Annotated in this window: 17 protein-coding genes and 1 tRNA gene; 2 read left to right on the top strand and 16 right to left on the bottom strand. The window is 59.1% G+C overall.

Going from position 1 to position 15,517, the window contains the following annotated elements; genetic code table 11:
* Positions 1-37: 37 nt before the first annotated feature.
* Complete coding sequence (locus LHAB_RS14685; protein WP_194943162.1) at positions 38-328, bottom strand: hypothetical protein; 291 nt, start codon at positions 326-328, stop codon at positions 38-40.
* 104 nt (positions 329-432) lie between these two features.
* On the opposite strand from LHAB_RS14685, the gene LHAB_RS10945 reads away from it, so the two are divergent.
* Positions 433-1,008 (top strand): recombinase family protein, encoded by a 576-nt coding sequence (locus tag LHAB_RS10945; protein WP_090046257.1) that lies wholly within the window; start codon positions 433-435, stop codon positions 1,006-1,008.
* 177 nt (positions 1,009-1,185) lie between these two features.
* Here LHAB_RS10945 and LHAB_RS10940 read toward each other — a convergent pair.
* The 6 genes from LHAB_RS10940 to tolB all read right to left on the bottom strand — a co-directional run bounded on the left by LHAB_RS10940 (position 1,186) and on the right by tolB (position 5,872).
* Positions 1,186-1,261, bottom strand: a tRNA-Lys gene (locus LHAB_RS10940).
* A 45-nt stretch (positions 1,262-1,306) separates the two neighbouring features.
* Positions 1,307-2,095 (bottom strand): tRNA threonylcarbamoyladenosine dehydratase, encoded by a 789-nt coding sequence (locus tag LHAB_RS10935; protein WP_090046253.1) that lies wholly within the window; start codon positions 2,093-2,095, stop codon positions 1,307-1,309.
* On the bottom strand, positions 2,092-3,162 hold the full coding sequence (locus LHAB_RS10930) for a YeeE/YedE family protein (RefSeq protein ID WP_228763413.1): 1,071 nt from the start codon (positions 3,160-3,162) through the stop codon (positions 2,092-2,094). The genes LHAB_RS10935 and LHAB_RS10930 overlap by 4 nt, the downstream gene beginning before the upstream one ends.
* A 64-nt stretch (positions 3,163-3,226) precedes the next feature.
* Positions 3,227-4,021 carry a tol-pal system protein YbgF gene (gene ybgF, locus LHAB_RS10925; protein ID WP_090046251.1) on the bottom strand — a complete coding sequence of 265 codons (795 nt, stop codon included), beginning with the start codon at positions 4,019-4,021 and terminating at the stop codon, positions 3,227-3,229.
* Between the two features lie 5 nt (positions 4,022-4,026).
* Positions 4,027-4,563: a peptidoglycan-associated lipoprotein Pal gene (pal, locus tag LHAB_RS10920; RefSeq protein WP_090046249.1), complete on the bottom strand. Its 537-nt coding sequence runs from the start codon at positions 4,561-4,563 to the stop codon at positions 4,027-4,029.
* Between the two features lie 37 nt (positions 4,564-4,600).
* Positions 4,601-5,872, bottom strand: a complete 1,272-nt coding sequence (tolB, locus tag LHAB_RS10915) for a Tol-Pal system beta propeller repeat protein TolB (protein ID WP_228763466.1) — start codon at positions 5,870-5,872, stop codon at positions 4,601-4,603.
* Positions 5,873-6,013: 141 nt separating this feature from the next.
* Here tolB and msbA point away from each other — a divergent pair, with 141 nt between their 5' ends.
* Positions 6,014-7,807, top strand: coding sequence for a lipid A export permease/ATP-binding protein MsbA (msbA, locus tag LHAB_RS10910; protein ID WP_090046244.1), 1,794 nt, complete (start codon positions 6,014-6,016; stop codon positions 7,805-7,807).
* 6 nt (positions 7,808-7,813) lie between these two features.
* Here the strand turns inward: msbA and rng are convergent, their stop codons facing one another.
* From rng to LHAB_RS10865, 9 genes are all read right to left on the bottom strand, one after another.
* Positions 7,814-9,286, bottom strand: a complete 1,473-nt coding sequence (gene rng, locus LHAB_RS10905) for a ribonuclease G (RefSeq protein WP_090047909.1) — start codon at positions 9,284-9,286, stop codon at positions 7,814-7,816.
* A gap of 94 nt (positions 9,287-9,380) precedes the next feature.
* Positions 9,381-9,983 (bottom strand): Maf family protein, encoded by a 603-nt coding sequence (locus tag LHAB_RS10900; RefSeq protein ID WP_090046242.1) that lies wholly within the window; start codon positions 9,981-9,983, stop codon positions 9,381-9,383.
* On the bottom strand, positions 9,980-10,447 hold the full coding sequence (gene rlmH, locus LHAB_RS10895) for a 23S rRNA (pseudouridine(1915)-N(3))-methyltransferase RlmH (RefSeq protein ID WP_090046239.1): 468 nt from the start codon (positions 10,445-10,447) through the stop codon (positions 9,980-9,982). The genes LHAB_RS10900 and rlmH overlap by 4 nt, the downstream gene beginning before the upstream one ends.
* Before the next feature lie 6 nt (positions 10,448-10,453).
* The gene (gene rsfS, locus LHAB_RS10890; RefSeq protein WP_090046237.1) at positions 10,454-11,218 is read right to left on the bottom strand and encodes a ribosome silencing factor; all 765 of its coding nucleotides are present in this window, start codon (positions 11,216-11,218) and stop codon (positions 10,454-10,456) included.
* Positions 11,218-11,877: a nicotinate (nicotinamide) nucleotide adenylyltransferase gene (gene nadD / locus LHAB_RS10885; RefSeq protein WP_228763412.1), complete on the bottom strand. Its 660-nt coding sequence runs from the start codon at positions 11,875-11,877 to the stop codon at positions 11,218-11,220. The genes rsfS and nadD overlap by 1 nt, the downstream gene beginning before the upstream one ends.
* Entirely contained in the window at positions 11,874-12,794 is a 921-nt protein-coding gene (gene hemF, locus LHAB_RS10880; RefSeq protein ID WP_090046235.1) for an oxygen-dependent coproporphyrinogen oxidase, read from the bottom strand. Before hemF ends, nadD begins: the two co-directional genes overlap by 4 nt.
* Positions 12,795-12,829: 35 nt before the next feature.
* The gene (locus LHAB_RS10875) at positions 12,830-13,471 is read right to left on the bottom strand and encodes a 1-acyl-sn-glycerol-3-phosphate acyltransferase (RefSeq protein ID WP_090046233.1); all 642 of its coding nucleotides are present in this window, start codon (positions 13,469-13,471) and stop codon (positions 12,830-12,832) included.
* Positions 13,472-13,485: 14 nt separating this feature from the next.
* Entirely contained in the window at positions 13,486-14,766 is a 1,281-nt protein-coding gene (purD, locus tag LHAB_RS10870; RefSeq protein ID WP_090046231.1) for a phosphoribosylamine--glycine ligase, read from the bottom strand.
* Between the two features lie 9 nt (positions 14,767-14,775).
* The gene (locus LHAB_RS10865) at positions 14,776-15,501 is read right to left on the bottom strand and encodes a YebC/PmpR family DNA-binding transcriptional regulator (protein ID WP_090046227.1); all 726 of its coding nucleotides are present in this window, start codon (positions 15,499-15,501) and stop codon (positions 14,776-14,778) included.
* Between the last annotated feature and the right edge of the window lie 16 nt (positions 15,502-15,517).

Genomic DNA, 15,517 nt, shown 5'->3' with positions numbered 1-15,517 from the left:
TTTGCTTTATATTTTAAAATTATAAAACTTTTATTATCTACTTCGGCATTATATCACCGGCATATTTAATTCTATTGCTACGTATCCAACCCTCTACTACTGATCCTGACTTGCCGTAGTAAGTGATATGGGAAAATCCATGCATTTCGTTGTAGATAATCACTCGATCATTTGTAATTAAAAATACATCTTTTGAAATACATCGCTCAAACGGAGCCACATAAAAACGTGCACGACCTTTACCAACTATTTCCCCAGAAGTTGGAGAAGTATAACTATCAACTACGTCACTTATTTTGCATTCTTTTAACAAATCAACGATTTCCAACACTAGCAAAGAGATGCTTCACAGACTGTTGAAAACCTAGCGTTTGCCATTTCCAACAGGACCTTTATGGTGACACCGTTTTCTAACAGCAACACGGAGTCATCATGGCAATTTTTGGGTACGGACGAGTCAGCACCACAGTTCAAAACACTATAAACCAGAAGCTAGAGCTAGAGCAAGCTGGGTTCAACCTAGATTTTTGGTTCAGCGACACAGGCATCAGCGGCAAGACATGTGCATCACAGAGACCAGAGTTCGCTCGGCTGCTTGAGAAGATTCGTGACGGTGAAACAATTGTCGTGAACAAGCTAGATCGACTAGGGCGTGACTCTATTGATGTGCTTCAGACTGTTCGAATGCTCTCAGATAGACAGATCAAAGTCATCGTTCATCAACTGGGTCAAACTGATTTAACTTCACCAGCTGACAAACTACTTTTGACAATGTTGTCCGCTGTGGCATCGATGGAACGTGATCTATTAGTTGAAAGAACACATGCTGGACTTGCTAGAGCGAAAGCAGAAGGCAAGCGACTCGGACGTCCATGCAAAACGAGCGAAGCACAACGTCTAGAGATTCGTGACTTGCTGGCGCAGGGTAAGTCTGTCAGCGAAGTTGCTCGAACTTATGGTGTGTCGAGAGCAAACATCATCGGCATCAGGTCAGTTTGTTCCCAGTAAGAACTGCTATTGACTTTTGACCAGCTGGAGATGCTTCAAATATCACCGTGGTGTGTGCTTTGAATCAGCATTGACGATCTCGTACAGGTCTAAAAAGTATAAAACTCTTTGGTTATATACTTTAAGGCAGAAAAAAAGCACTTTGTACCGAGATACAAAGTGCTTTTTTGCTATTTTTGGTGGGACCAGCGGGGGTCGAACCCACGACAAACGGATTAAAAGTCCGCTGCTCTACCAACTGAGCTATGGTCCCTTTGCGAGAGCGTTTGCACACTGCAGCAAGACTCAAATTATAGCGTTATTTTTTGCCGTGGCGCAAGCCAGCGGCCAAAAAATTCAAAATTTCCGAGGCCGCGCACATGCCGAAGGTGGCCGTCACACTGACCACCGAGCCGTAGCCGTGGCAGTTGAGAGATCCATCGCCTTCCAGGGCGCACGAGGCATCCGGCGGCGCAACGGCCTCACGACTGAACACCCCCTGAATGCCGATTCGACGCTCTCCCTTGGCGGCACCATGGTGTTTGCGCAAGCGGTAGCGCACTTGGGCCAGCAAGGGATCGTGGGTGATCTTCGACAAATCATCCACATCGACTTTGTGCGCCATGCGCTTGCCGCCAGCAGCACCCACCGTGATGAAGCCCTGGTGGGTTTGCAACGCCCATTGGGCCATGGCCACTTTGGCTTTGACCTGGTCACACGCATCGACCACTGCGTCAGGTTGATCAGGCAACACAGACGGCCAATTGTCTGGCCCGACGAATTCATCGATGGCGTCGACCTGGCATGCCGGATGGATCCATGCGATGCGCTCTCGCATGGCCTGCACCTTGGCCTGGCCTGTGGTGCAGGTCAAGGCATGGATCTGACGATTGATGTTGGACTCGGCAATGTGGTCCATATCGATCAAGCTGAGCCGGGCCACACCACTGCGTGCCAAGGCCTCGGCCACCCAGGAGCCCACACCACCAATGCCCACAACGGCCACATGCGCGCGGCGGATGTTCTTAGCACCCTCCACGCCATACAGGCGTTGCAAGCCCCCGAAACGACGCGCCTCTTCGTCTTGCTCCGGCGGCATAAGGCTCATGCCTCGGCCCCAGCACGGCGCAACTGCCACTGCAAAGTAAGCACAGCGCCCAACACGATGCCCAGCACAGCGATGAAACTGCCCAGGCTCAAGGTCGACAAACCCGACAGTCCCTGCCCGATGGTGCAGCCCATGGCCATGACGCCCCCGATGCCCATCAAGGCACCCCCCAACAAATGGCGCGTCAGATCGGGTGTCTGCGTGAACCCTTCCCAGCGGAATGTGCCTTGCAGGCGGGCACTGACAAAAGCGCCCATCAACAAACCCAAAGCCGTGGCCATGCCCAAGGTCAAGCGTTTGCTGCCATCGCTGAAATACATGAAGGCATCCCACCAATAGGCCACGGGCGCGGTCAAACTCATGGACTCCATCCGCGCGCTGGCTGTGGTCAAGAACACGACCTCCAGGGTGTCGGGGTGCTCGGGCACAAACCCCATCACCCCGCTGATCCACCAAAGTGCCACCACCACAGCACCGACGCCCGCACCGGACAGGCGTGCAGATTGCGACACAGACTGTGAATCCTTGAAAATCCAAAGCAGCAAGAGGCCGGACACCACACATGCACTCATCAGCCAAGCCTGGGCTTGTGACCAGCCCGTGGCAAGGGCCAGCCATTGCCCGACAAAAGGACCCGGCCCAGTGCTCACCTGCACGGGATCCAGGGTGTGGACCCGCCATACAGCCGTCAAACCCCGCAAAGTAGCCAAAGCCGAAATGCCCATGGCCATCAAGACCACCAGCGATTTGAGATTACCCGCGCCCAAACGGATCAGCGATTTGCTCGCGCAACCAGACCCCAGCACCATGCCCACACCGAAAAGCAAGCCACCCAGCAACAGGGACAGCCAAGGCAGCTGCGGGCTGGCATAAATGGTGTTGAGCGGGCTGACCCAGCCCACCCAAGACATCAAACCAAACCCCAAAATGGCCACGGCAATGGCCGTGGCCCACTGCTTGGCACGGCCACTGTCCCCCATGATGACCCAGTCGCTGATGGCCCCCATGGTGCAAAAATGGCTGCGGTGAAACAAGCCCCCCGCCACAGCGGCCACAAGGAAGGTCAAAGCCAGGACCGAATTGCTCAGGAGGTGGAGCTGCTCAAGCGTGATCAACGCAATGCCCAGGCAGTCAGCGCAAACGCGTCAGGCGCTCGCGGGCAGTGGCCGCTGTGTCAGAAGCCGGGTACGCCTTGATCAACTCGTCCATGGTTTTGCGAGCCCCTTTCAGATCCTTCAATTCGATCTGGACATTGGAGATCGCCAGCATCGCCTCAGGAGCACGCGGATGGGTCGGTGCGGTTTTCAGCATTTGCTGAAAATTCGCCATCGACTCCTTGTAGTCCTTGACGGCATATTGGGCATTGCCCAGCCAGAACATGGCAGACGGGGTGTAACCACTTTTGCGGTAACGCTGGACAAATTGACCCAAAGCCGACTGGGCTGCCGCAAACTCACCCTTGCGGAAGATCTCCATGGCCGCTTCGTAGTCGCGTTTTTCGGAGGGCTCGGCCAGGAAGTCTTGGCCGTCGAGTGTGACCTTCACAGGCTCAAACCGACGCAAGCGCTCGTCCATGCCGGTGACCACATCTTTTTGACGCATTTGAACTTCAGACAAATCGCGGGCCAATTGCTCTTGAGCCCCGCGGCCTCGAGACAGTTCAGCCTTGAGCCCTTCGATTTGACCCTGTAAATCGAGCAATGCACGGCGCAACTGGCCGTTTTCATCGCCAAGACCCTTGATGGCCGCATTCGACTCTTTGATCGCCGCATTCGACTGCTCGACGCGCTGACGCAAATCCAAAATGGCCCTGCGGGCCTCGTCGTCTTCAAAAAGACTGGCATGCGCCGTGCCCAGCAGAGCAGACACCGCACACACCCAAACGCAACGGAAAATGGCCAAAGAAGACATCGCGCGCATGGTCATGGTGCTCAGTACCGGATTTCAACGCGACGGTTCTTGGCCAGATCGGCTTCGGAAGCACCTGGCGCAGCAGGTTTTTCTTTGCCATAGCTGACCGCTTCCAACTGGCTTTCAGACACACCCAACAGGCTCAAGGCCTGACGGACAGCTTCTGCACGTTTTTGGCCCAGTGCCAAGTTGTACTCACGGCCACCGCGCTCGTCGGTATGGCCTTCCAAATTGGCCTTGCGTTGCTTATTGGCTTGCAGGAAGCGGGCATGGTTTTCGATCACGGGACGGGCCTCGGCACGCACCACAAAACTGTCGTAATCAAAAAACACGACGTGCGCAACACCTGCAGGGCCGATGCCAGTTCCTGATTTGTCGACCACCACGCCGGCCACACCCGTTTGGGCGCCGCTCTGGTTGTTGTCAATGCCTTGTGTCGACACGCCCGATGATGTGGCCGACTTGTCCTCCACCGGCACATCGTCCAATTTCACACCAGATGCACAACCGGCCAGCAGAGCGGCCAACAACAAACTGCTCAGAAATGTCTTCTTCATGATTACCTCGTCAATTAAAAAAATGTCTGCTCAAACATCATTTGCGCACAGGGCCCCAATGGGGCTCCCGGATGTCGCCGCCCTGGCCCGCCAAACGCGCCTTCACGCGGCCGTCCAGCGAAGTGGTCATCAAGGATTCACGGCCTTGAAAAACCGTGGCATAGACCAGCATGCGGCTGTTGGGGGCGAAACTGGGGCGCTCATCGGCCGATGTGTCGGTCAAAGCAGTGACTTGGCCCGAGGACAGCTCCATCAGGTGCAAGCGAAATGACCCACCCATGCGTGACACGTAAGCCAACCAACGGCCGTCGGGGCTGACGGCGGGAGAGATATTGTAAGTGCCGGAAAACGTCACCCGCTCGGCCGGGCCCCCTTGGGCTGGCATGCGGTAAATCTGGGGGCTGCCACCCCGGTCACTGACAAAAAACAGTGCACTGCCATCGGGTGAGAAAGCGGGCTCGGTATTGATGCTGCCCGATTGGGTCAGACGCCGCGGCTCACCGCCTTGCAGATCGATCCTGAACAGCTGGGAGCCGCCATCGCGGCTCAGGGTGGCCGCCAAAGCCTTGCCATCGGCACTCCACGCAGGCGCACTGTTGGAACCCTTGAAGTTGGCCACAGCGCGGCGCTGCCCTGTGGCCAGTTCGTGCACGTACACCACCGGTTTGCGTTGCTCAAAAGACACATAGGCCAAGTGGGTGCCGCTGGGTGACCAAGAGGGGGAGATGATGGGCTCAGGACTGATCAGCGCCGAGGCCGCGTTTTCGCCATCAGAGTCAGCAATCCAAAGGGAATAGCGTCCAGCCGACTTGGTGACATAACTGATGCGCGACGCGAAGGCACCCGGTGTTCCAGTGAGCTGTAGGTAAACCCAATCGGCGATCCGGTGTGCAGACAAGCGCAGTTCTGCGGCGCTCACGGTGTCCTTGAAGTCGCCTTTGTCCTGGCCTTTGACCACATCCCACAAACGGGCACGCACATCGTATCGACCGTCGGCCAAGCGAGTGACCGAGCCGGCCAGCAAGGCTTCAGCCGACAACTGACGCCAAGGGGTCCATTCGGGGCGGCTGTTCTCATCCATCAAGGCGGTGCCTGCGGCCAGGCCCTTGAATTGGCCACTGCGCTCGAGATCAGCTTGAACAATGCCAGCCAACTTTTGCGGCGCGGTGGCTTCGCCCTTGAAAGGCACCATCACCACGGGCAACTGGGTCATGCCCACGCCCGCCACTTCGACCCTGAACTGGGCCCATGCGGGTAAAGCCAAAGCACTCAGAACCAACAGCTTCAACAGCCAGGGCAAACAGCCCATGCGCAAAAAAAGAAGATTCATGGGGACAGGGTGATTGTTCAAAACAGGAAAGCCCTGATCGTACACCGTAGAAACAGCTTTATGCCCCATCAGGGATGATTGTCGGCCGCTGATCTGCGGCGCCCTCCTTACAATCGAGGCATGAGCCAGCCACCCCTCCCTTCCACGCCCCCAGCCAGCATCTGGGCCCGGCTGCAACGACTGGTCCCCTACTTCGGCAGTCAAAGGGGCATCTGGGCGGTGGCGATTGCGGGCACCTTGATGGCGGCCCTGACCGAGCCGATGATCCCGGCCCTGTTTCAACCCCTGCTGGACAAGGGGTTTGCCGAGAACAAACTCCCGCTTTGGGCCATTCCTGCCGCAGTGGTTGGCCTGTTCACCGTGCGCGGCGTCGCCAACTTCATTTCCCAGTACGCGCTGTCCAGGTTGACCAACGATGGCATGGAAAAACTCCGGTCGCAGTTGTTTGCCCAACTGATGAAGGCCGATTTGTCCTTGTTTTCCAGACAATCGGCCAGCGCCTTGTCCAACACCATTGTTTACGAAGTCCAAAACGGTGCAGCGCAGTTGGTGTCGGCCGTCATCGCCCTGGCGCGTGACGGTTTCACGCTGATCGCCTTGCTCAGCTACCTGATGTGGCTCAACTGGAAGCTGACGCTGGTGGTCTTTACCGTGGCCCCGGGCTTGAGCTGGATCATCAAGGCCCTCACCCGTCGCCTTTACAAACTGACCAAGGAAAGCCAAACCGCGACCGACAACCTGGCCTATGTGGTCGAGGAAAACGTGCTGGCGCACCGGGTGGTTCGGCTGCAAGGCGGGCAGGCGCACCAGATGGCGCGCTTTGGCCAGTTGGCCCAGGTGCTGCGCCGACTCGCGCTCAAAACCACGGTGGCGTCCGCCGCCATGACGCCCCTGACCCAAATCATGGCGGCTTTGTCCTTGTCCATGGTGCTGGTGATCGCGCTTTACCAAAGCCAGAACGGCGCATCAGGCACCACCGTGGGTGGTTTTGTGGCCTTCATCACCGCCATGCTGATGCTGGTCGCCCCCATCAAGCGCCTGGCAGAAATTTCCAGCCCCATCACCCGCGGTTTGGCGGCACTTGAAAGAGGCCTGGCCCTGTTGCACGAGGCCAAGGAAGAAACCCAAGGCGCCTACAGCAGCGCCCGAGCCGGGGGGAGCATCGAGTGGCGCCATGTCCATTTGCAGTTCACGCCCGAAGGGCAAGCGGCCCTGTCGGACATTGATCTGACGGTCCAGCCAGGGGAAACCGTGGCCTTGGTGGGCACATCGGGTGCAGGCAAAACCACCTTGATCCAGTTGCTGCCCCGATTTTTGCAACCCAGCGCTGGCGTGGTCCTCATCGATGGCGTACCCATCCAGGAGTGGACTCTGGACAGTTTGCGCCGTCAGATCGCTATGGTCAGTCAGGATGTGGTCATGCTCAACGACACCGTGGCGGCCAATGTCTGCCTGGGGCACGACGCCGACCCGCAGCGCATTCAGGCCAGCCTGGAAGCAGCCAATCTGTGGGGCCATGTGTCGCAAATGCCGCAAGGCATGGACACGCTGCTGGGCCACAACGCCAACCAACTCTCGGGCGGCCAGCGCCAGCGATTGGCGATTGCCCGCGCCTTGTACAAGGACGCGCCGATCCTGATCCTGGATGAAGCCACTTCGGCACTGGACAACGAGTCTGAGCGCCTGGTGCAGGACGCGCTGCAAAAACTCATGCATGGCCGCACCACCTTGATCGTGGCACACCGCCTGTCCACCATCGAGCATGCCGACCGGGTCATCGTGATGGAGCACGGCCAGATTGTGGAACAAGGCGGCCCCGCCGAATTGCTGGCACGGGGCGGCGCTTACACCCGCCTGCACCACCGGGGTGAATGGGCCAGTGAAGCACCTGCCGAGACCCGCCCTTCCAGCTGAAGCGGCTCAAAGCAGGACGATGTCGTACTGCTCCGGCCCCATGGATGACTCGACCTGCAGCGAAATCGGCTTGGCAATAAAGTCCGACAAACCCGCCAGATGCTGGCTTTCTTCGTCCAGCAGCAAATCAATGACCGCCGAGGTGGCCACGATGCGGAACTCGCGCGGGTTGAACTGACGCGCTTCGCGCAGGATCTCGCGCAAGATGTCGTAGACCACCGAACGCGGCGTCTTGACAATGCCCTTGCCCTGGCAACTTGGGCAGGGCTCGCAGAGCATGTGGGCCAATGACTCGCGGCTGCGTTTGCGGGTCATCTCCAGCAAACCCAAAGACGAAAAGCCTCCCGCCATGGTTTTGACACGGTCACGCGAGAGCTGTTTGAGAAACTCGGTCAACACGGCTTGCTGGTGCTCGGGACGGGCCATGTCGATGAAATCGGCAATGATGATGCCGCCCAGGTTGCGCAGGCGCAGTTGCCGCGCCATGGCCTGTGCCGCCTCCAGGTTGGTTTTGAAAATCGTGTCCTCGAAATTGCGCGCCCCGACATAGCCCCCGGTGTTCACGTCCACCGTGGTCAACGCCTCGGTCTGGTCAATGATCAGGTAACCGCCGGATTTCAGCTCTACCCGGCGGCCCAGCGCCTTGGCAATTTCTTCGTCAATCGCATACAGGTCAAAAATCGGCCGCTCACCCTTGTAATGCTGCAAGCGTTCGGCCGCTTTGGGCATGAACTCCTGGCCAAAGGCCTGAAGCTTGGCAAACTGCTCCTGCGAGTCAATGCGGATGCTTTGCGTGGCCTCGCCCACCAAATCGCGCAGAACCCGTTGCAAGAGCGTCAGGTCCTGGTGCAGCAAGGAGGCCGCTGGCAGGCGCAGCGAGGCCTCCTTGATGCGGGCCCATGTCTTGCGCAGGTAAGCGATGTCGTCCTGCAACTCTTCGTCGCTGGAATCTTCCGCATTGGTGCGCAAAATGAAGCCCCCTCCGGCCGGCCCCACCAGGGCTTGCAGCCTTTGGCGCAACGCCTCACGTTGGTCAACCGGGATTTTTTGAGAGACGCCAATGTGGTCGTCTTGAGGCAAGAACACCAGGTGGCGGCCCGCGATGCTGATCTGGGTGGACAAGCGAGCGCCCTTGGTGCCCATGGGGTCCTTGATGACTTGGACCATGATGGCACGGCCCTCGAACACCTGCTTTTCGATCGGCACCAAGGGCTGACCTGTGCGCGCTGCTGCAGCCTCGCCTTCGGCGTGCTTTTGCCACACATCGGCCACGTGCAAAAAAGCCGCTTTGTCCAGGCCAATGTCGATGAAGGCCGATTGCATGCCGGGCAAGACGCGGGCCACTTTACCCAAGTACACATTACCGACCAGGCCACGCTCGAGCGTTCGCTCAACATGCAGCTCCTGCACCGCACCAAACTCCACCACCGCGACCCGGGTTTCCTGGGGCGACCAATTGACCAAAATATCTTGTTGCATGGAGGGCATCAGATGGGGAAAAATGAAAAAAACTCGGTAAAGGTGGCAGCGCAGTCAACGTGGGCAGCAAGCCCAAACACCCGACTGGGAAGACTCAAAAGCGCACGCCCAAGGATCGCAGCAAAGCGGCGGTCTCGAACAGCGGCAAACCCATGATGCCTGAATAACTGCCGCGGATCTGTTCAATATGGGCAGCCGCCTTGCCCTGCACACCGTAAGCACCGGCTTTGCCCATGGGCTCGCCGGTGGCCACATAGGCTCGAATCTGTGCGGTGGTCATGGGCGCAAAGCGCACCCAGGACTCGGACACCGCCGACATCCGCTTCGTTCCCATTTGCACCGCCACGGCCGTCAAAACTCGGTGGTTTTGGCCTGCAAGACGCTGGAGCATGCGCACCGCATCGGCCTCGTCCGCGGGTTTCCCCAAAATATCACGGCCTAGGCACACCGTGGTGTCGGCGCAGAGCACGGGCGCAGCAGGCAAGCCCTGACGTTTCAAGCGCTGCACAGCGGCGTCGAGTTTGAGCCCCGTGACGCGCGCCACATAACGCCCAGGCGCTTCCGCACCACGCACTTCTTCCAAAGACTCGGCGTCTTCATCGGGTCCGGCCAACAGCAGCTTGTGGGCCAGACCAATTTGGTCGAGCAGCTGACTGCGTCGGGGGCTTTGGGAGGCGAGGTAGATGAAGTCGCTCATTCGCGGTGGTAGGGGTGGTTGGCGTTGATGGACCAGGCGCGGTAGAGCTGCTCGATCAAGAGCACCCGGGCCATGGCGTGGGGCAAGGTCAGGTCAGACAAACGGATGCGCTCGTGAGCGGCTTGCCGGAACTCAGGCTCCAGCCCATCGGGTCCGCCAATGACCAAGGCCACATCGTCACCACTGAGTTGCCAGCTGGTCAAGCGCGCGGCCAGTGCCTGCGTGGTCAGGTGGGTGCCGCGCTCGTCGAGCACCACGATACGGGTGCCACGCGGAACTGCCGCTTCGATCCGCTGGCGCTCGGCAGCGTAAAGACTGGGCAGGGTTTTGGAGCCCCGAGGCTCGGTTTTCACGGCCTTGAGCTCGACCTTGAGCTCAGGCGGAAAACGTTTGGCGTAGTCATCCCAGGCCGTTTGGGCCCAGTCAGGCACGCGCAGGCCGACCGCAACGATCAGCAGCTTCATGCAGGATCAATCGGCTTTGCGGCGGCTGGCCGCTTGCACAGCCTTGCGCGCCGGGGCCTTTTTGGCTGCTGGTTTGGCAGCCGACTTGGCCGCTGCTTTGGCGGCAGGCTTGGCCGTGGGCTTGCCCACCGTCTTCACCGTGGGCTTGCTGCTGGGGCTGCTGGCTTTCGGGGCCGACTTGGCTGCAGTTTTTGCGGGCGCCTTGGCCGCGGGTTTGGCCGCCCTGGCAGGCGCCTTCAAAGCGGGTTTGGCCTTGGCCGCGGATTGGCTGGCGGGTGCAGCGGCAGTCTTCTTGGCAACAGGCGTTTTGGCCGCGGTGGATTTGGCCGATGCTTTGCCTGTGGCTTTTTTCGCCACAGAATTCCGGATATGGCCTTTGACTTCGGCCGTCGCGGCGGGTTTGGGCGCACCGAACTTCAAACGCACAGGGGTGCCACCCCAGATTTCTTCCAGGTTGTAGTAAGTGCGAATGGTCGGCTGCATGACGTGGACCACCGCCGGGCCGCAATCGACAATTATCCATTCGCCATTGTCTTCGCCTTCAATGCGGGGCTTGCCAAAACCGGCTGTGCGAACTTTGTCGCGCACGCTCGCGGCCAGCGCCTTGGTCTGTCGGTTCGACGTGCCCGAGGCGATGATGACCCGCTCAAACAGCGAAGACAGGTGTTCGGTGTCAAACACCTGGATCTCTTGAGCCTTGACGTCTTCCAGTGCGTCCACAATGGCCCGCTGGAGTTTCTGGATGTCTTTTTTGGCGGCGTTTTCGGTCATCAATGGGGCCTGTAAAGGTGGTGTTCGTGAATATAGCGCTCAACAGCGGGGGGGACCCAGCCCGTCAGGGTCTGCTCTGTGGCCGCCAGCACACGGATGTCCGTGGCACTGTGAGGCATCAGCGGCATGTCGAGGGACCGAATGCGCGCTGGCAGCGTGTCCGACATGGAAAAGGGTGAATCTGGCGCACCTGACGTGTCGCTCCAGGCATGCACAGCCATATCGCGACCTGCGGCACAGATTATAGCGATGCGGCCAATTTCACCGATCTGGTGCCAGGAAGGCAAAGAACGCCGCTGGTCGTCTCCGATGAGCAAATACAACTGGGCATGGGGGTGTTCGTGCTGCAACTCGTGCAAGGTGTCCACCGTGTAGCTGGGGCCTGCACGGAGGATTTCCCGCTCGTCCACCACCGCTTGGGGCACATGCGCAAAAGCCAGACGCGTCATGGCCAGTCGGTGCACCGCATCGCTCAGCTTGCGCGGTTTGTGCCAGGCTTGGCCCGTTGGCAGCACACGCACCAGATCGAGTTGCAACTGGGCCATGGCCGCTTCGACCAAGGCCACATGGGCCAGGTGCGGCGGGTCAAAGGCACCGCCAAAAACGCCCAGACGCTGCACACCGGCCTGAGCGTTTTGCGTGGCAGGCGACAGGCTCAAACCCAATCCTTGGGCACCAGAAAGTGGCTGAGCAAGCGCGCCTCAGGCGAGCCGGCCTCGTCCTGACGCTGGTATGACCAGCGCACCTCGGGCGGCATGGACAGCAGGATCGACTCGGTACGGCCACCAGACTGCAGACCAAAATGCGTGCCCCGGTCCCAGACCAGGTTGAACTCGACATAACGGCCACGGCGGTAGAGCTGAAAGTCTCGCTCACGCTCACCATAGGGCATGTCCTTGCGGCGCAGCACGATGGGCATGTAGGCCGTCAGCAAGGCATCGCCCACGCTTTGCAGCATGGCAAAACTCTGGTCCATGCCCAGCTCGGAAAAGTCATCAAAGAAAATGCCACCCACACCACGCTGCTCATGGCGGTGTTTGTTGCAAAAATAGTCATCGCACCAGGTTTTGAATCGGGGGTGCAAAGCCTCGCCAAACGGTCTCAGGGCGTCCTTGCATGTCTGATGAAAATGCACCGCGTCTTCGTCAAAGCCGTAATAAGGTGTCAGGTCCATGCCGCCACCAAACCAGGCCACGGGCACTCTGCCCTCGGGCTTAGCGGCGATCATGCGCACGTTCATGTGCACCGTGGGCGCATAGGGGTTGCGCGGGTGAAAGACCAAAGACACCCCCATCGCCTCAAAGGCCGAGCCGGCCAACTCGGGACGGTGCTGGGTGGCAGAGGGCGGCAACTTCGGCCCCGTGACATGCGAAAAACCACAACCGGCCCGCTCAAAAATAGGCCCCCCTTCCAGAATCTGGGTGATGCCATTGCCCTGGAGTGTTTCGCCAGGGTCTTTTTGCCAGACATCGGTCAGGAAAGGGGTGCCGTCCAAGTCGGTCAAGGCCCCCGTGATGCGGGACTGCAAGCCGACAAGGTAGTTTTTGACGGTGCCGAGTTCAAAACTGGAGCTCATGTTGGATTTGGACGTTAAAAAGGTTCAGAAAATAGTCAGGGTTTAGGGCGGGGAGATTTAACCGCTTGGCCCGGACTCCAGGGGAGTATGGGGCCCATCTGGTGTTCATGGAAGCCTTTGACGCCCTCAAAGACCTGGGCCATGTGGGCGTAATCGCGTTCGACTTGCCCAGTCAGATCGTAGAAATCGACCACACTGAAGCGGCGCTGACCCCAGTCGAGTTTGACGAGCGCCAAGGGCACTTGCGCACCCAAGGTCAGCTGGTAAAAACCGCTGCGCCAGCCCGGGGTGAGGCTGCGCGTGCCCTCAGGAGCCAGGCCGAGCCAGAGCAACTGGTCGTTTTGCTTGTGTTGCTCGAACACATGCACCATCTGCCCGACCACCCCGCGAGATGAACTGCGGTCAATCGGGATGCCGCCCACCCAGCGCATCCAGGCACCGATCACCGGGAACTTGAACAAGGCGTCTTTGCCCCAGAAGTGCGCCGGAATGCCCAGAGACCATTTGGCGAGCATGCCGATGGGAAAATCCCAGTTGCTGGTGTGCGGGTACACAATGGCCACCCCCTGTTTGGCGGGAAAACCCTCAAAGTCCACGCGCCACCCCAGCATTTTCAAAATCCAACGGGCCAGACGGGAGCCCTTGAAGGTCACAGGATGGCGCGTCAAGGGGCTCATGCGGTTTCGGTGCTTCAGTTTTTGATGGCGCGGTAACCAATGTCCTGGCGCATCTGCATGCCATCAAAGGCAATCGGGCCGGCGGTTTGGTAGGCTTTTTGCTGCGCTTGCTTGACCGAATCGGCGAGCGCCGTGACGCACAGCACACGCCCGCCCGAAGTCAGGATTTGACCGTCTTTTTCGGTGGTGCCCGCATGGAACACCATGGCATCGTCTTGGTCCTGGGGCAGGCCCGTGATGGCATCACCCTTGCGCGGGTTCATCGGGTAACCATGCGCCGCCATGATCACGCCCAAAGCCACACGGCGATCCCATTCCATGTCCAACTGGTCCAGGCCTTCCGAGGTCGCGGCCAAGAGCACTTCCAGAAAGTCCGACTTCAGACGCATCAAGATGGGCTGGGTCTCGGGGTCACCCATTCGGCAGTTGAATTCCAGGGTTTTGATGCGGCCTTGCGGATCGATCATCAGGCCGGCATACAGAAAACCGGTGTAGTTGATGCCGTCTTTGTCCATGCCCCGTATGGTGGGCAAGATGACCTCGCGCATGGCGCGGGCGTGCACTTCGGCCGTCACCACGGGCGCAGGCGAGTACGCGCCCATGCCGCCCGTGTTGGGGCCTTCGTCACCGTCTTGCAGGCGTTTGTGGTCTTGGCTGGTGGCCAGGGCCGCCACGTTTTGGCCATCGCACAGCACCATGAAGCTGGCTTCTTCGCCTTGCAAAAATTCCTCAATCACCACGCGTGCCCCCCCCGCGTTGTGGGCCACGCCCAGGGCGTTGTCCAAGAGCATGAAGTCGATCGCCTCGTGGGCCTCGGCCAACGTCATGGCCACCACCACCCCTTTGCCCGCCGCCAAACCGTCGGCCTTGACCACAATGGGTGCGCCTTGGCGGTCCACATAGGCATGGGCCAGCGCCGCATCGGTGAAGGTTTCAAACTCGGCCGTAGGGATACCATGGCGTTGCATGAAGGCCTTGGAAAAGGCCTTGGAGCTTTCCAATTGAGCGGCCGCCTGCGTGGGGCCAAAAATGCGCAGCCCGTGCGCCCGAAAGTCGTCCACGATGCCCGCAGCCAAGGGCGCTTCGGGACCGACCAAGGTCAGGCCGATGGCGTTGTCCAGGGCCCACTGGCGCAATTGCGCCCCATCGGTGATCGGTACATTCACAAGGTTTTTGTCTTTGGCCGTGCCGCCGTTGCCGGGTGCCACATAGACCAGCTGCACTTTGGGCGACTGCGCCAGTTTCCACGCCATGGCGTGCTCACGGCCACCATTGCCGACTACCAATACTTTCATCCAACTTCCTTACGCTTCAAATTCGGCATTGTGGAAAACGTTCTGCACATCGTCCAAGTCTTCCAATATATCCAATAATTTTTGCATTTTGGCCGCTTCGTCACCGGACAAAGACACAGAATTTTCAGCTCGCCAGGTGACTTCGGCCATTTCGGCCACCAGTCCGGCCGCCTCCAGCGCATTTTTGACCGCTTCAAAATCGGCCGGGGTGGACAGGACCTCGATCGCCCCTTCTTCGTCGGTGAGCACATCTTGGGCGCCGGCTTCCAGCGCCACTTCCATGACCCGGTCTTCCGAAGTGCCCGGCGCAAAAATCAGTTGTCCACAGTGTTTGAACTGAAACGCCACCGAGCCCTCGGTGCCGAGATTGCCGCCATGCTTGCTCAGTGCGTGGCGCATTTCGGCCACAGTGCGCACCCGGTTGTCCGTCATGGTGTCCACAATGATGGCCGCGCCGCCAATGCCGTAGCCTTCGTAGCGGATCTCCTCGTAGCTCACGCCTTCCAGGTTGCCCGTGGCTTTGTCCACATTGCGCTTGATGGTGTCGGCTGGCATGTTGGCTGCTTTGGCCTTTTCGATGGCCAGGCGCAAACGGGGATTGGCGCTGACATCACCTCCACCCGTGCGGGCAGCGACCATGATTTCACGGACCACCCGGGTCCAAATGCGTTGCCTTTTCTCGTCTTGTCTGCCCTTGCGGTGCTGAATATTTGCCCATTTACTGTGGCCAGCCATCGGGAATTCCTTGAAT

Source organism: Limnohabitans sp. 2KL-27, from assembly GCF_001269345.1.
In the GTDB taxonomy this organism is placed as follows: Bacteria; Pseudomonadota; Gammaproteobacteria; order Burkholderiales; family Burkholderiaceae_C; genus Limnohabitans_A.
The sequence above is the reverse complement of the archived record's forward strand: the minus strand, read 5'-3'. Positions and strand labels throughout refer to the sequence as shown.